A 16,228-nucleotide genomic window follows, 5' to 3' on the forward strand; every position below is an offset into this window, starting at 1 on the left:
CGATCGCCGTCCAGTCGAGGACCGGTCGCGGCCCGGTCACCCTTGACAGCCGTCGATCGCGCATGCGTACGATCGCAGCGGAGTGCAGTGCGCTGCGCCGGCCGTGTTGAGGGACGCGGGCCGGCGCCCGAGGGCCCGTACGTGATCACCCCCGTACCTCTCCCCGCCCGCACTCCGCCCAGGAGCCGCCGCCATGGCCACCCCGCAGGACGTCCTGCCCGCCCCCGCCCCGGCCCTCGCCGGGAGCCCGCCGCCGCTCCCGGCCCCGGAGGCCCGGATCGTCGCCCGCCGCAAGCCCGGGCAGTGGATCGCCGCCGCCGTCGCCCTGCTGCTGGCCGCGATGGCGGTCGGCTCGGTGATCCGCAACCGGGCCTTCCAGTGGAGCGTGGTCGCCGAGTGGTTCACCGCCCGGTCCGTGCTCGACGGCCTGGCCCTCACCCTGTGGCTGACCGCCGTCACCCTCGCCCTCGGCTTCGTGTTCGGCACCGTCCTCGCCACCATGCGGCTGTCCACCAACCCCGTGCTGCGAAGCATCGCTTGGGCCTACATCTGGATCTTCCGCTCCACCCCGCCACTGGTGCAGCTGCTGTTCTTCTTCAACATCGGCGCGCTCTACCCGACCCTCGGCCTGGGCATCCCGTTCGGCCCCGAGTTCGTCACGGTGAGGACCGTCAACCTGATCGGCCCCACCCTGACCGCCGTCATCGGCCTCACCCTGCTGGAGACCGCGTACGCCGCCGAGGTGATCCGCGGCGGCATCCTCTCCGTCGACCGCGGCCAGTTGGAGGCCGCCGCCGCGCTCGGGCTGGGCCGGTGGCGGGTGCTGCGCCGGATCGTGGTGCCGCAGGCGATGCGCTCGATCGTGCCGACCGCCGGGAACATGCTGATCGGCGCGCTCAAGGGCACCAGCATCGTCAGCGTGCTGGCCGTCTCCGACCTGCTCTACTCGGTGCAGCTGGTCTACCTGCAGTCCTACCGGGTCATCCCGATGCTGATGGTCGCCACCATCTGGTACCTGGTGGTCACCACCGTGCTGTCCGTCGGCCAGTACTACCTGGAACGCCACTTCGCCCGGGGCGCCACCCGGGACGGCCTGCCGCCCACCCCGCTGCAGCGCGCCCGCGCGGCCCTCGGGAAGGCGGTCCGGGCATGACGTCCCTGGTCATCGTCGGCGCCGGGCCGCGCGGCACCGGACTGCTGGAGCGGATCGCCGCCAACGCCGCCGAACTACTGCCCGCCGACCGGGCGTTGGAGATCCACCTGGTCGACCCGTACCCGCCCGGCGCGGGCCGGATCTGGCGCCACGAGCAGTCCCCGCTGCTGCGGATGAACTCGATGGCCGAGGACGTCACCATGTTCACCGACGAGCGCGCCACCATCGAAGGCCCGGTCCGGCCCGGCCCCTCACTGGCCGAATGGGCCGTCCGGCAGCGGGAGTTCGCGCCCTACCGGGAGGTCGCCGACCCGGCCGTCCGGGCCGAGCTGGCCGCCCTGGCGGCCACCGACTTCCCCACCCGGCGGGCCCAGAGCGCCTACCTGGACTGGGTGTTCCGCCGCGCCGTCGCCGACCTGCCGGCCCACGTCACGGTCACCGTCCACCGCGGCACCGTACGGCGGATCGACGGACCGGCCGACGGACCGCAGACCGTCCACCTCGACGACGGCACGCTCACCGCCGACCACGTCGCCCTCACCCTCGGCCACCTCGACTCCGCCCCGCACCCCCGGTACGCCGCCGACACCGCCTTCGCCGCCCGGCACGGCCGCTTCCACCTCCCGCCCGCCTACTCCGCCGACGTCGAGGCGGAGCTGGCCCGGATCGCCCCCGGCGAACAGGTGGTGCTGCGCGGCCTCGGCCTGGCCTCCGTCGACCTGGTCGCGATGCTCACCGAGGGGCGCGGCGGCCGCTTCGCCCCCATCGGCGACGGGCCCGCCCTGCGCTACCTGCCGTCCGGCCGCGAACCGGTGCTGCACCTGGGCTCCCGGCGCGGCGTCCCGTACCACTCCAAGACCGACTACCGGCTCCAGGGACCGCCCGCCCCGCTGCCCCGGTACTTCGACGCGACCGCCGTGGACGCCCTGCTCGCCACCGGCCGTCCGCTCGAACTGCGCCGCGACGTCTGGCCGTCGATGGCCAAGGAGATCGGCTTCGGGCACTACCACGAGCTGTTCCACGCCCACCCGGAGCGCACCGCCCTGCCCTGGCCGGAGTTCCTGGCCCGCTACGACCGGTACGACTGGTACTCCCCCGAACTCGCCGCGCTGGTCGCCGAGGCCGTCCCCGACCCGGCCGACCGGATCGACTTCGAACGGCTCGACCACCCGCTGGCCGGCCTCGAACTCGGCTCCACCGAGGAACTCCAGGCCCGGCTGCGCGGGTACGTCACCGCCGACGTCGACCGCCGCGCCGACCCGGCCCACAGCGCCGACCTCGGCGCCTTCCTCGCCCTGCTCTCGCTGTTCGGCCAGCTCCCCCGGCTGCTGGCGGCCGGCCGGCTCACCGCCCGCTCGGTCGCCGAGGAGGTGGACGGCTGGTTCTTCGGCTACTTCGGCTTCCTCGCCTCCGGCCCGCCCGGCTTCCGGCTGCGCCAGCTGGTCGCGCTCTCCGAGGCCGGGGTGGTGCGCTTCCTCGGCGCGGGCGTACGGGTCGAACGGGACGAGTCCACCGGCACCTGGCGGGCCTCCGGAGCCACCGTGCCCGGCCACAGCGTCACCGCCACCGCGCTGGTCGAGGCCTACCTGCCCAAGCACGCGCTGGCCCGCACCCTCGACCCGGTCCTGGGTGAACTCCACCGCGCCGGAAGGGTGGTGGAGGAGGTGGTCAGCGACCGGGAGCACACCCACCGCTCCGGCCTGGTCACCATCGACCCGGCCGACAGCCGGCTGATCGACCCCGCCCTGGGCGGCGCCCCGCACCCCCGCCGCACCGCGCTCGGCCCGCACACCAGCCTGCGGGCGGCGACCGCCTTCGCCCGCCCGCGCACCGACTCGCCGGGGTTCCGGCAGAACGACGCCGCCGCCCGGGCGCTGCTACGGGCCCTGGCGGCGCTCCCGACGGCGGCACTGGTGGGGTGAACCGCGCCGGGGCCGGCCGCAGCGGCTCGCCCCGGGCGGTCAGGGGCCGAAGATCTCCTCCACCAGGTCCTCGTCCGTGACGAAGGGCGGCGCGGCGATCACCCGCTCCCCGGCACCCTTGGCGCCCGTCCCGCGCTCCAGTTCGCGGACCAGCTCCGGGACGGACTCCCCGCCGGCCTTCCGGATCCACCCGACCAGCCGCAGTGCCCGGTCGCGGTCGATCCGTACCCGCCAGGCCCGGACGATCCGGTGCGGCGCGCGGTGGAACCGGGCCTGCTTCCGGTACTCCGCCAGGTCCACCCGGGCCTGCACGCACCGCCGGTCGGTCGGGCCGAAGGCCTCGATCAGCTGGGGCAGCAGTTCCTCCAACCGGGCCACCGCGCCGGGGAAGTCGCCCCGCCGGGCCTGGCAGGCCGCGAGGTCGGCCCCGGCCTGGAGGACGAGCGGGCCGCGCGGTCCCCGGGCCGACCTCAGTGCGGGCAGCAGCGCGGTCAGCAGGCGGATCGCGGTGACCGACTGACCGCTCTCCCGGACCAGTGCGGTCAGCTCGTACCGTGTCTCCAGGGTGAGCGGATCGATCGGCCCGAGCACCTGGGTCAAGTCCTCGATCAGGCCCTCCAGCTGCCGGACGGCCTCGCCCGGCCGGTCGGACTTGCCGAGGTACCGGGCGAGGTCCCGCCGGGCGGCGACCACCTCCGGATCGGTCCCTCCGAGCGCCCGCACGGCGGCCGCCACCACCGGCCGGAGCCGGTGCGCGGCCAGCGCGGGCCGCTCGTCCGCCGCCACCCGTACGGTCGTCGCCAGCCGGGCCCGGACGGCCGCCGCGTCCTCGACCGGCACCGGCGCCGGCCGCCCGCCCCGGACGCCGCCGGGCACCGGCCGGGGGTACAGCAAGGCGGGCCGGCCCACCGGCCGCAGCAGCGGCTCCCCGGGCTGCCGGAACCGGCCGCTTCGGACCGGTTTGACCGGCTTGACCGGCTTGACCGGCTTGACCGGTGGAGCGGGCGCCACTCGGTCCTTCACGGTCCGGACCACGGGTGGCGCCGCGGGGAGCTCCGCCGGGGGCAGCTCCCGCCCCTCCGCCAGGTCGGCGAGCCGCTGGGCGACCGTACGGGCGTCGGCCGGCCGGTCCTCCGGCTTCTTCGCCAGCAACTGGGCTAGCAGCAGCGGGAGTTGGCGGGGCAGCCGGTACTTCTCCGGGTCCACCTCCGGCGGCGGCTGGTCGAGGTGCTGGTACATCAGCACCGGCGTCGAGTCCCCGCTGAACGCCCGCTTGCCGGTGAAGAGTTCGACCAGCACGCAGCCCAGCGCGTAGAGGTCCGCCCGCCCGTCCACCCGGCCGCCGGTCCAGCGCTCGGGCGCCAGGTACGGCGGGCTGCCGATGACCGTCCCGGTGGTGGTCAACCCGCTGCCGCCGACGTCGAGTTGGGCGATGCCGAAGTCCAGCACCTTGGCGAGGCCGTCCTCGGTGATCATCACGTTGTCCGGCTTGATGTCCCGGTGCACCATGCCCGCGTCGTGGGCCGCCGCCAGCGCCTCGCAGATCTGCCGCGCCCAGCACAGGCCCTGCTGCGGCTCCGGCCGGCCCTCCCGGATCACCTGGGTCAGGGTGCGGCCGGTCAGCAGCTCCATCACCAGATAGGTGACCTGCTGCTCGTCGGCCTCGCCGTGGCCGAGGTCGTGCACGGTGACGATGTGCGGGTGCGACAGGTTGCCCGCCGCCGACGCCTCGCGGGCGAACCGCAGCGCGGCCTTCGCCTGGTCGCCGTCGTCGTGCCGGATGACCTTGACCGCCACCGGCCGCTGGACCCGGGTGTCCTGGGCCCGCCACACCACCCCGAAACCGCCCTGGCCCAGCTTCTCCCGCAGCTCGTACCGGCCGTCCAGAACGTCCCCGACTCGCACTGCGCCCGCCCCTCCCGTGGTGACGCCCAGACTCTACCGACGGCCCTCCCCACCCGATGGCTCAGGTGGAAGGATGGGCGGAGAGCCCCGCAACGGTGCGCCGGCTCGTACCAGCACAGCCCCGAGGAGCGCAGTCATGGCCAAGCAGGCCCCGCAGAGCGACCCGGCGCAGGACGCCCCCGAGGTGTCCGCGCCCCAGCACGCGGCCGCCGGCCTGCCCGCCGTCGGCCACAGCCTGCGGATGGCCGCCGAGCAGATGGGCGCCCGCCGCACCGTCGCCACCCTGCTCAAGGTCAACCAGCCGAACGGCTTCGACTGCCCCGGCTGCGCCTGGCCCGAGCCGGACAGGACCCACACCGCCGAGTTCTGCGAGAACGGCGCCAAGGCCGTCGCCGAGGAGGCCACCGAGCGCCGGATCCGGGCCGAGTTCTTCGCCGCCCACCCGGTCGCCGACCTGGCCGAGCGCTCCGGCTACTGGCTGGGCCAGCAGGGCCGGCTCACCCAGCCGATGCTGCTGGACGAGGGCGCCACCCACTACACCCCGGTCTCCTGGGACGACGCCTTCGCGCTGATCGCCGAGGAGCTGCGCGCCCTGGACACCCCGGACGGCGCCGCCTTCTACACCTCCGGCCGCACCAGCAACGAGGCCGCGTTCGCGTACCAGCTGTTCGCCCGCCGGCTCGGCACCAACAACCTGCCGGACTGCTCCAACATGTGCCACGAGTCGTCCGGTTCGGCGCTGACCGAGACGCTCGGCGTCGGCAAGGGCAGCGTCAGCCTCAAGGACCTCTACCAGGCCGACCTGATCATCGTGGCCGGCCAGAACCCGGGCACCAACCACCCCCGGATGCTCTCCGCCCTGGAGCGCGCCAAGCGGGCCGGCGCCACCGTCGTCAGCGTCAACCCGCTGCCGGAGGCGGGGCTGGAGCGGTTCAAGAACCCCCAGCACGCGCGCGGCCTGGTCGGCCACGGCACCAAGCTCACCGACCTGTTCCTGCAGATCCGCCTCGGCGGGGACCTCGCGCTGTTCCGCGCGCTCAACCGGATCGTGCTGGAGCAGGACGGCGTCGACCGCGCCTTCGTCGCCGAACACTGCCACGGCTACGAGGAGTTCGAGGCGCAGGCGCTGAAGACCGAGCGCGACGAGGTGCTCGCCGCGACCGGCCTGCCCTGGGAGCAGATCGAGGAGCTGGGCCGGCTGGTGCTGGCCTCGAAGAAGATCATCGTCTGCTGGGCGATGGGCCTCACCCAGCACAAGCACGCCGTGCCGACCATCCGCGAGGTGGTCAACTTCCTGCTGCTGCGCGGCAACATCGGCCGCCCCGGCGCCGGGGTCTGCCCGGTGCGCGGGCACAGCAACGTCCAGGGCGACCGCACCATGGGCATCTTCGAACGCCCCAGCAAGGCGTTCCTCGACGCACTGGAGAACGAGTTCGGCTTCGAGCCGCCGCGCGAGCACGGCCTCGACTCGGTGGACACCATCCGCGCGATGCGGGACGGCCGGGTCAAGGTGTTCTTCGCGATGGGCGGCAACTTCGTCGCGGCCACCCCGGACACCGAGGTCACCGAGGCGGCGATGCGGCGCTGCCGGCTGACCGTCCACGTCTCCACCAAGCTCAACCGCTCGCACGTGGTCACCGGCGCCCGCGCCCTGATCCTGCCCACCCTCGGGCGCACCGACCGGGACGTCACCGGCGCCGGCGCCCAGTTCGTCAGCGTCGAGGACTCGATGGGCCAGGTCCACTCCTCCCGCGGCGGACTGCGCCCGCCCGCACCCGGCCTGCTCTCCGAGACGGCGATCGTCTGCCGCCTGGCCCGCACCGTCCTCGGGCCGCGGGACACCGTGCCGTGGGAGGACTTCGCGACCGACTACGACACCCTGCGCGCCCGGATCGCCCGGGTGGTGCCGGGCTTCGAGGACTTCAACGAGAAGGTCCGCCGCCCCGGCGGCTTCACCCTCCCGCACGGCCCGCGCGACACCCGCACCTTCCCCACCGCGACCGGCAAGGCCAACTTCACGGTCAACCCGCTGACCGCCCCCGAGGTCCCGCCGGGCCGCCTGCTGCTGCAGACCCTGCGCTCCCACGACCAGTACAACACCACCGTCTACGGCCTGGACGACCGCTACCGCGGCATCAAGGGCGGCCGCCGGGTGGTCCTGGTCAACCCCGCCGACGCCACCGAACTCGACCTCGCCGAGGGCCGGTACGTCGACCTGGTCAGCGAGTGGACGGACGGCACCGAACGCCGCGCCCCGCACTTCCGGGTCGTCCACTACCCCGTCGCCCGCGGCGGCGCGGCGGCCTACTACCCGGAGACCAACGTCCTGGTCCCGCTCGACTCCACCGCGGACATCAGCAACACCCCCACCTCCAAGGCCGTCGTCATCCGCTTCGAGCCCGACTCGGCGCCGACGGGCTGACCCGCCCCCGAACAGCACGGAGGCCGCCCGGCGTCCCAGGACGCGGGGCGGCCTCCTGGTGTCCGGCCGGACAGGGCGGCCGGACAGGGCCTCGGTGCCGGGTCAGTGCAGCAGGCCGCCCAGCGGCAGCGTGGCCGTGGGGCTGCCCGGTGCGGCGGCGCTCGACGAGCCGGTGGTGCTCGGCGTGCCGGTACCGGTCGGGGTCTGCGTCGGACTCTGGGTCTGGGTCGGGCTGCCCGTGGGGGTCTGGGTGGGCGTGCCGGTCGGCGTCTGGGTCGGCGTGCCCGTCGGGGTCTGGGTCGGGGTGCCGGTGGGCGTCCCGGCCGGCGTGCCCGGGTCGGTCGGCGTGGGCGTGCCGGTGGCCGGCGTGCCGCCCGGGGCGGGCGTCGCCGGGGTGCCGCCGGGCGCGGGGGCCGGGGTCGACGGGGCCGGGCTGGGCGCGATCGGGGTGGCGGAGTCCCAGCCCTTGGGCAGGTCCGGCACCTTCCAGGCGCCGCCGGCGTCGTCCGCCGCGCCGTCCGGGTCGGGCCGGACGGCGCCGAGGATCGGCATCGAGCCGATCGGCGACACCTTGATGAAGGCGCCGGGCCGCGGGGCCTGGACGATGAGTCCGCCGCCGATGTACATCGCGACGTGCGAGGCGTCCTGGAAGTAGACCACCAGGTCGCCGGGCCGCAGCTGGTTGAGCGGGACGTGCTGGAGCTGCGCCCACTGCTCCTGGCTGGTGCGCGGGATGGCCTTGCCGGCGTGCAGCCAGGCCTGCGAGGTGAGGCCGGAGCAGTCGTAGGAGTCGGGGCCGGTGCCGCCCCACAGGTACGGCTTGTTCAGCTGGGCGAGGGCGTAGGCGACGGCGCCGCGGCCGGCCAGTGAGGGGGTGCGCTCGCCCTTGCCGAGGGCGCCGGAGGCGAGGAAGGCGAGCTGGGCCTCGTCGGCCTGGGCCTTCTCCAGCTGTTCGAGTTCGGTCCGCTGGGCGCCGGTCAGCGAGGAGACCAGTTGTTCGACCGAGGCGAGGTCGGCGGCGACCTTGGTCTTGGCCGCGTCCTGCTGGCTGACCAGCGTCCGGGAGGTCGTGAGGGCGTCCTCGGTCTGCTTCTTCAGGCCGTCGAGGGCGTCCCGGTCGGCCTTCAGCTTGTCCAGGAACTCGGACTGCGAGCGGCTGGCCGCGGCGAGCAGTTCGGCGATGGTGACGGCCTCGTACGGGTCCTTGGAGAGCAGCAGTTCGGCGTAGGCGGAGGTGGCGCCGTTGCGGTACTGGGCGGCGGCGAGCTGGGAGGCGATGTCCGTCCCGGCGTCGACCTGCTTCTGCTGCCGGTCGAGCTTGCCCTGGAGGTCGGTGAGCGCGGCCTGCTGCTCGGTGACCTTGGCGACCGCGCCGTTGTACTGCTCGGTGGCGGCCTCGGCGCTCTGGTAGAGCCCGTGGAGCTGGTCGAGCAGCGGTCCGAGGGTGGCCTTGGCGGCGGCGAGCGGGTCGGCGCCGGGCGCGACGGCGATGCCGGTCCCGGGGTCGGGCGAGGCGTAGGCGGCCTGGGTGGCGACCGGCAGGGCGAGTGCGGCGGCCGCGAGGACGGCTCCGCACCTCAGGGCCGCCCGTACCCAGGGACGTGCCCCCGACGTCTCCGTGCGCTGTGCAGCCCCGCCCATGGGTTGGTCCTCCCCGCCCTTGCCCTGTCCTGCCCCGGTGGCGCCGTCCGCGGGCTCCCCCCGGGGACGATCCCGGAGATCCTCCCACGGGTTACTCGGCGGAAACAGAGCGCACGCGGACCAGGAGGTTAATTTCCGATTGATCTGTTGATCTGTGAGACAGCTCTCAGCAAACGGGGGCGAACCAGGACGTTCTCGGCTAAGGTCCAGCTCAGCGCGGCCGAGGTCACCCTCCCGAAAGCTCCCGGCCACCGCCGGGACACCGGCGGAACCACGATTCCCGACCCAGTTCACCTTCCGTTCACCAGACGGACCTACGGTCGCGACGTCATCAACGTCCGTGCGACAACTAAGACGATTGTTTGGGTATGGAACACATCTCGTTCCTGGTGGCCGTGGTGATCATCACGGCGCTCGCCTTCGATTTCACCAACGGGTTCCACGACACCGCCAACGCGGCCGCCACCGCGATCGCGACCGGTGCCCTTCGTCCCAAGGTCGCGGTCACCATCGCGGCCCTGCTCAACTTCGCGGGCGCGTTCCTGTCCGTGAAGGTCGCCACCACCATCTCCGGCGGCATCGTCAACGAGAAGGCGGGCGTCCATCCCGAGATCATCTTCGCCGCACTGGCCGGAGCGATCCTGTGGAACCTGCTGACCTGGCTGCGCGGCCTGCCGTCCAGCTCCTCGCACGCGCTGTACGGCGGCCTGATCGGCGCCACGATCGTCGGCGTCGGCATGAACGGCGTCAACTTCGACACCGTGATCACCAAGATCATCATCCCGGCGGTCGCCTCCCCCGTCGTCGCCGGACTCGCCTCCTGGGGCGCCACCAAGCTGGCCTACGCGATCACCCGCAAGGGCAACGGCGCCGCCACCGACAAGGGCTTCAAGACCGGCCAGATCTTCTCCTCGTCGCTGATCTCGCTCGCGCACGGCACCAATGACGCCCAGAAGACGATGGGCATCATCACCCTGACCCTGGTCTCCGTCGGCGCCCTTCCGCACGGCGCACTGCCCCCCACCTGGGTGATCGTCTCGGCCGGCGCCGCGATCGCGCTCGGCACCTACATGGGCGGCTGGCGGATCATCCGCTCGATGGGCAAGGGCCTGGCGGACATCAAGCCGCTGCAGGGCTTCGCCTCCGAGTCGGCCGTCTCCACCGTCATTCTGACCTCCTCGCACATGGGCTTCGGCCTCTCCACCACCCAGGTCTGCACCGGCGGCATCATGGGCGCCGGCCTCGGCGGCCCGAAGCCGGAGCTGCGCTGGAGCCTGGTCCGCCGCATGGTCTACACCTGGGGCCTGACCCTGCCGGCCGCGGCCCTGGTCTCCGGCGGGGCGGCCGTGCTGGCCCGCCAGGGCGCCTGGGGCGTCGCCCTGGTCGGCGCGGTGCTGGTGGCCGGTTCGGCCACGATGTGGATGATCTCCCGCCGTCAGCCGGTGAGCGCGGACAACGTCAACGACGTCCCCGAGATCACCCCCGTCGAGGTCACCACCGCCACCCCGGCCAACGCCGCCCCCACCCCCGCCTCGACCACGGTCGCGGCCTGAGCGCCGAGACCGAGGAGCACTCACCATGCACATCAAGTGGAACGCCCTGGCCCAGACCGCCGGCATCAGCTTCGGCGTCACCGTCGCCGTGGTCGCCGTCTTCGCCCTCGGCATCCTGGCGCTGTCCCGCCGGGAGGCCGCGCTGAGCGCCCGTGAGGCGGGCGGCCGGGCGGCCGGCGGCGGCAAGCCCGCCCTGCTGGCCGGCGCGTACGCCTGCTTCGCGCTCTGCGCCTGCGCCGTGGTCTACGGCCTGGTGCTGATCGCCGCGCCGTAGGGCCGTCAGCACCCGCGCCGTACCAGCACCCGCAGCACCCGCAGCACCCGCAGCACCCGCAGCACGCCGAACGGGCCGGGGAGTGTCGAACACTCCCCGGCCCGTTGCGCGTTTCCCCGGCGCCGTCAGCTCTCCTGGCTGGTCCGCAGCGCGGTCTCCCGGATGAACAGCACGGTGACGAAGGCCAGCGCCGCGAAGGGCGCGGCCCAGAGGAAGACGGTGCCCACGCCGTGACCGAAGGCGTCGGTCACCAGCGGGAGGATCGGGGCGGGCAGCTTCGCGAGGTCCGGGATGCCGCCGCCGGCCGCCGCGTGCCCGGCCGGGATGTGCGCCGCGGCCAGGTTCTCGGTCAGGTAGTGGCCGACCTTGTTGGTCATCAGCGCGCCCAGCGCGGAGACGCCCATCGCGCCGCCCATGGTGCGGAAGAAGGTGACGACGGAGCTGGCCGCGCCGAGCTCGTGCCGGGGCACCGTGTTCTGCACCGCGAGCACCAGGTTCTGGCTGGTCAGGCCGAGGCCGATGCCGGTGAGCGCCATGTAGAGGGAGAGCAGCCCGTAGTTGGTGTCGACCCGGGCGGTGCCGAGCAGGCCGAAGCCGACGGCGAGCAGCGCGGTGCCGGTGACCAGGTAGGCCTTCCACTTGCCGTACTTGGTGATCAGCCGGCCGGCCACGGCGGAGGAGACCGCCAGGCCGATGATCATCGGCAGGGTCATCAGGCCGGCCGTCGTCGGCGACTTGTCCCGGGCCAGCTGGAAGTACTGGCTGAGGAAGGTGGTCGCGCCGTACATCCCGACGCCGACCAGCACGCTGGCGATCGCGGCCAGGGTGACGGTGCGGTACTTGAAGAGGTCCGGCGGGATGATCGGCTCGGCGGCGCGGCGCTCGACCACGATCGCCAGGGCGCCCAGCAGCAGGCCGCCGCCGACCATCACCGCGGTCTGCCAGGACAGCCACGGGTAGTTGGTGCCGGCCAGGGTGATCCAGATCATCAGCAGGCTGACGGCGCCGGTGATGACCAGCGCGCCTAGGTAGTCGATCTTCACCTTGCGCTTGACCACCGGCAGCTTGAGGGTGCGCTGCACCACCAGGATCGCGGTCACGGCGAACGGGATGCCGACGTAGAAGCACCAGCGCCAGCCGAGCCAGGAGGTGTCGACGATGACGCCGCCGATCAGCGGGCCGCCGATGGTGGCGAGGGCGAAGACCGCGCCGAAGTAGCCGCTGTACCGGCCGCGCTCGCGCGGCGGGACCATCGCGGCCAGGCAGATCTGGCCGAGCGCGACGACACCGCCGGCGCCGACGCCCTGCAGGGCGCGGCAGGCGATCAGTTCGCCGGTGTTCTGCGAGAGCCCGGCCAGCGCGGAGGTGGCGATGTAGATCAGCAGGGCTATCTGGAGCAGCAGCTTCTTGCTGACGAGGTCGGAGAGCTTGCCCCAGATCGGGGTGGCGGCGGTCATGGTGAGCAGCGCCGCGGTGATGACCCAGGTGTAGGCGGACTGGCCGCCGTGCAGGTCGGTGAGGATGTGCGGCAGGGCGTTGGAGACGACGGTCGAGGAGAGCACGGCCACGAACAGGCCGAGCAGCAGGCCGGACAGTGCCTCCATCACCTGCCGGTGGGTCATCGGTCGGTCGTCGACGGCGGCTGCGGTGCCGGTCGAGGCCTCGGTGGTCACGGTCATCTGGGTCCTTCGGCGAGGCGGGCTGGGCGTGGAGCGCGGGGGTACGCGAGGCATGAAAATTTGTTGCCTTAAGCAACCATACGACCGATGGTTGACTAGGGCAACTTTCTTCAAGCTCCAGCAAAGCCCGCGCCCGGGCGACCCGTTCACTCCGCCGGCGGCTCCCCCAGCACCTCGTTGAAGCGGTGCAGCAGCTCGGCGAACCGGTCCACGTCCTCGCGCGGCCAGCCGTTCATCACCTCGCGCACCCGTCGCATCCGGACATCCCGGGCCGACTCGTAGCGCCGCCGGCCGTCCTCGGTCAGCGAGACCAGCGCCGCCCGGCGGTCCAGCGGGTCCGCCTCCCGGGCGACCAGGCCGAGCTCCTCCAGCGCGCGGATCTGCCGGCTCACCGTCCCCTTGCCGACCGCGAAGTGCACGCCGACGTCCGTCACCCGCACCCGCCCGGCCTGCTCGATGTAACCGAGCATGCTGTACGCCATGCCGTCCAGCCCGGGGTGCACCCGACGTGAGAGTTCCGCCACTCTCGCGCGGCCCCGCCGGAACATCAGCCCGACCTCACGCTCCACCGCCACCAGGGCTTCCTCGTCCGTCACCGCGCCAGTATCGCCCAGCGGCGGTGGCCGAGAATCGGCGCGGGAGGTAGGACAACCCAGTTAGTTCATGGTATTAAGTATCCGTTTTCCGCCGATACGCAAGGAGATGTGGATGGCCGCCCCGGGGCAGGGATTCGTCGCGGAACTGAAGGGCGCGGTCACACCGCGTGCGGCACTGCTCGTGATCGGAGTGCTGCTGCTGCAGCTCGGCTTCATCACCTCGTACGTCGGAGCGCTGCACCACCCGACCCCGCACAAGCTGTCGATCGCGGTGGTCGCCCCGCCGCAGGTCACGCCGAAGCTGGTCCAGGGCCTGGAATCGGTGCCGAACGAGGCCGTCAAGCCCGTCACCGCGCCGGACGCCCAGACCGCGACCCAGCAGATCAAGGACCAGAAGATCTACGCCGCGCTGGTCGTGGACCCGAACGGCACCGAGGACACCCTGCTCACCGGCAGCGCCCGCGGCACCTCCGCCGCCAAGGCCGCCGAGAGCATCACCACCGCGCTGGACAAGTCCCAGGGCCGCACCGTCAAGGTCGAGGACGTCGTCCCGCTGGCCAAGGGCGACACCAACGGCCTCACCGCGTTCTACCTGGTCATCGGCTGGTGCGTCGGCGGCTACCTGGTCGCCTCCATCCTCGGCATCAGCGCGGGCTCCAAGCCGGCCAACGTCCACCGCCTGCTGATCCGCCTCGGCGTCCTGGCGCTGTACTCGGTCGGCGCCGGCCTCGGCGGCACGATCATCGCCGGACCGGTGCTGGACGCGATGCCCGGCTCGATCCTGGCCCTGACCGCCATCGGCACCCTGGTGGTGTTCACGGTCGGCGCCTTCACCATGGCGCTGCAGTGCCTGTTCGGCATCATCGGCATCGGCCTGGCCGTGCTGGTCTTCGTGGTGCTCGGCAACCCGAGCGCCGGCGGCGTCTACCCCGCCCCGATGATGCCGCCGTTCTGGCGCGCGATCGGCTCGCTGATCCCCAACGGCGCCGGCACCAGCGCCACCAAGTCGATCGCCTACTTCGGCTCCACCAACCTGGGCATCCCGATCCTGGTCCTGGTGATCTGGGCGGTGATCGGCATCGGCGTCGCCTTCCTCGCCGTCCTGCGCGGCCCGCGCGACGGCGAGCGCGAGCTCACCACCGAGGCCCCCGCCGCGGCCTGAGCCTCGACGCGGCACCGATCCGGCACCGATCCGAGCCCCCGGCCACCACGGCCGGGGGCTCGGCCGCGTTCCGAACGGGTACGGGCCGGGCTCAGCCGCCCGCGAGCGGCCCCGGGTCGGCGACGATCGCGCGCACCACGCCCACCGCCGCGCCCAGCAGCGGGCCGCGCCGGCCCAGCCGGGAGACCGTCAGCCGCTCCGGCGTCCACGGCCGCACCGTCACCCGGGCGGTCAGCTCGCGCCGCATCGCCGGCAGCAGCCAGGGCGCCAGCCGGGCGTAGCCGCCGCCCAGCACCACCTCGGCCGGGTCCAGCAGGTTGACCGCCCCGGCGGCCGCGATGCCGAGCGCCGAGCCCGCCCCGGCCAGCGCGGCCCGGGCCGGTTCGTCCCCGGCGGCGGCCCGTTCGGCCAGCAGCGTGACCCAGTCGCCGCGCACGCCGGCCAGCCCGGCCGCCCGCAGCACCGCCGTCTCGCCCGCGTACTGCTCCAGGCAGCCGTGCGCCCCGCAGGCGCAGCGCGGCCCCTCCGGGTGGACGGGCATGTGCCCGAGTTCGCCCGCGTAGCCGCGCGCCCCGCGCAGCAGCCGGCCGCCGACCACCACGGCCGCGCCGACGCCGGCCTCGGCGGAGACGTACAGGAAGTCCTCCGGGCGCTCGCCCAGCCACCGTTCGGCCAGTCCGCCGAGGTTGGCCTCGTTGTCCGCCTCCACCGGCAGCTCCCCCAGGCCGTCCCCGGCCAACCGCAGCGCCGGGCGGAGGGCGGCGGCCAGCGGGATGTCCTGCCAGCCGAGGTTGGCGGCCCGCTGGAGCACCCCGCCGCCGACCAGTCCGGGGACGGCCAGGGTGAGCCCGGCCGGGCGCAGGCCCGACTCGGCGACGGCCGAGTGGATCAGCCGGGCGAGGTCGGTCATCACGACGGCGGGCGGCCGGCCGCGGTTGGCGCTCTCCTGGCGGCGCCAGGCGCGGACCTCCCCGCGCAGGTCGACCACGCAGACGCCGAGGTGGCGGACGCCGATCTCGGCGCCCAGGCCGCCGGGGCCCAGCGGGTTGAGTCCGAGCGCGGTGCCGGGGCGGCCGACCTTGCCGCTGGGGGCGGCCGGGCCCTCCTCGACGACCAGGCCGCCGGAGATCAGCTGTTCGGCGAGCGAGGAGACCGCGGCCCTGGTCAGCCCGGTCTCGGCGGCCACCTCTGCGCGCGAGCGGGGGCCGCGGGCGATCACCCCGAGCACCAGGGCCAGGTTGGCCCGGCGCATCCCCTGCTGGCTGGCGGGCCCGGCCCGAACGCCGTCCGGCTCCCCGCGCATAACTCTCACCTCACGGTCTCGGAGCGCTCACGGTCTCGGAGCGGCTCACGGTCCCGGCGCACCTCTTGGACTCAGGTCGCGTCCCGTGGCATCTCGGGTGCAGCGTAACCGGGTTCCACCTCGGGGTGCGTCCGCACGGCGGGGCTGGTGAAGACCCAGCGGCGCATCGCCCAGAAGCGGAACAGCATGGCGACGAAGGTGCCGACGACCATCCCGCTGAGGAAGTCCGCGACCTCCTGCTGGAACGGGCTGAGGTAGGGCTCGCGCAGGCCGAGGGCGTACCGGGAGAGCGCCAGCGGGATCACGTTCACGCCGATCGCCACCGCGCTGACCAGGAAGTACAGCAGGGCCTCCGGTGGGCGCCCGTCCGTCCGGAAGGCCCAGCGGCGGTTGAGTACATAGGAGACGACGGTGGCGATCACCGTCGCCACCGTCAGCGCCACCACCGGCGCGTGCGCCAGGACGGTGAACTTGAGCTCGAAGTCGATCACCGTGGTGAGCGCGAAGCAGCCGCCGCCGACCAGCAGGAACTTCACCGGTCGGCGGTGCCGCACCAGGAACGGGCGCAGCCGGGCCGGCACCCGGGCCAGGGCGCGCTGCGTGGGGGACGGCATCTCC

General features: G+C 73.6%; 11 protein-coding genes and 1 pseudogene. 6 read left to right on the forward strand and 6 right to left on the reverse strand.

Going from position 1 to position 16,228, the window contains the following annotated elements; all coding sequences use genetic code 11:
- Positions 1-193: 193 nt before the first annotated feature.
- Positions 194-1,153 (forward strand): amino acid ABC transporter permease, encoded by a 960-nt coding sequence (locus tag ACZ47G_RS08455; RefSeq protein WP_465740684.1) that lies wholly within the window; start codon positions 194-196, stop codon positions 1,151-1,153.
- The gene (locus ACZ47G_RS08460; protein ID WP_465740685.1) at positions 1,150-3,075 is read left to right on the forward strand and encodes an FAD/NAD(P)-binding protein; all 1,926 of its coding nucleotides are present in this window, start codon (positions 1,150-1,152) and stop codon (positions 3,073-3,075) included. Before ACZ47G_RS08455 ends, ACZ47G_RS08460 begins: the two co-directional genes overlap by 4 nt.
- A 39-nt stretch (positions 3,076-3,114) precedes the next feature.
- Here ACZ47G_RS08460 and ACZ47G_RS08465 read toward each other — a convergent pair whose 3' ends face one another.
- Positions 3,115-4,980, reverse strand: coding sequence for a serine/threonine-protein kinase (locus ACZ47G_RS08465; protein WP_465740686.1), 1,866 nt, complete (start codon positions 4,978-4,980; stop codon positions 3,115-3,117).
- A gap of 136 nt (positions 4,981-5,116) precedes the next feature.
- On the opposite strand from ACZ47G_RS08465, the gene ACZ47G_RS08470 reads away from it, so the two are divergent.
- On the forward strand, positions 5,117-7,402 hold the full coding sequence (locus ACZ47G_RS08470) for an FdhF/YdeP family oxidoreductase (RefSeq protein ID WP_465740687.1): 2,286 nt from the start codon (positions 5,117-5,119) through the stop codon (positions 7,400-7,402).
- A 102-nt stretch (positions 7,403-7,504) separates the two neighbouring features.
- Here the strand turns inward: ACZ47G_RS08470 and ACZ47G_RS08475 are convergent, their stop codons facing one another.
- On the reverse strand, positions 7,505-9,043 hold the full coding sequence (locus ACZ47G_RS08475; protein ID WP_465740688.1) for an NlpC/P60 family protein: 1,539 nt from the start codon (positions 9,041-9,043) through the stop codon (positions 7,505-7,507).
- A 368-nt stretch (positions 9,044-9,411) separates the two neighbouring features.
- Between ACZ47G_RS08475 and ACZ47G_RS08480 the strand changes: the two genes are divergently transcribed.
- Together ACZ47G_RS08480 and ACZ47G_RS08485 are read left to right on the forward strand one after the other, a co-directional pair.
- Positions 9,412-10,596 carry an inorganic phosphate transporter gene (locus ACZ47G_RS08480; RefSeq protein WP_465740689.1) on the forward strand — a complete coding sequence of 395 codons (1,185 nt, stop codon included), beginning with the start codon at positions 9,412-9,414 and terminating at the stop codon, positions 10,594-10,596.
- A 25-nt stretch (positions 10,597-10,621) separates the two neighbouring features.
- Positions 10,622-10,870 (forward strand): hypothetical protein, encoded by a 249-nt coding sequence (locus ACZ47G_RS08485; RefSeq protein ID WP_465740690.1) that lies wholly within the window; start codon positions 10,622-10,624, stop codon positions 10,868-10,870.
- Between the two features lie 140 nt (positions 10,871-11,010).
- Here the strand turns inward: ACZ47G_RS08485 and ACZ47G_RS08490 are convergent.
- Together ACZ47G_RS08490 and ACZ47G_RS08495 are read right to left on the reverse strand one after the other, a co-directional pair.
- Positions 11,011-12,492: pseudogene (locus ACZ47G_RS08490) on the reverse strand (MDR family MFS transporter); the annotation flags it as partial.
- Between the two features lie 203 nt (positions 12,493-12,695).
- Positions 12,696-13,145: a MarR family winged helix-turn-helix transcriptional regulator gene (locus tag ACZ47G_RS08495; RefSeq protein WP_380452836.1), complete on the reverse strand. Its 450-nt coding sequence runs from the start codon at positions 13,143-13,145 to the stop codon at positions 12,696-12,698.
- A 112-nt stretch (positions 13,146-13,257) separates the two neighbouring features.
- Here ACZ47G_RS08495 and ACZ47G_RS08500 point away from each other — a divergent pair, with 112 nt between their 5' ends.
- Positions 13,258-14,307, forward strand: a complete 1,050-nt coding sequence (locus tag ACZ47G_RS08500; protein ID WP_465740691.1) for a DUF3533 domain-containing protein — start codon at positions 13,258-13,260, stop codon at positions 14,305-14,307.
- Positions 14,308-14,398: 91 nt separating this feature from the next.
- Here the strand turns inward: ACZ47G_RS08500 and ACZ47G_RS08505 are convergent, their stop codons facing one another.
- Both ACZ47G_RS08505 and ACZ47G_RS08510 read right to left on the reverse strand, forming a co-directional pair.
- Positions 14,399-15,610, reverse strand: coding sequence for an ROK family transcriptional regulator (locus tag ACZ47G_RS08505; protein ID WP_465740692.1), 1,212 nt, complete (start codon positions 15,608-15,610; stop codon positions 14,399-14,401).
- 71 nt (positions 15,611-15,681) lie between these two features.
- Positions 15,682-16,224, reverse strand: a complete 543-nt coding sequence (locus ACZ47G_RS08510) for a GtrA family protein (protein WP_465740693.1) — start codon at positions 16,222-16,224, stop codon at positions 15,682-15,684.
- Positions 16,225-16,228 lie beyond the last annotated feature (4 nt).

Source organism: Kitasatospora sp. NPDC030952, assembly GCF_055571335.1.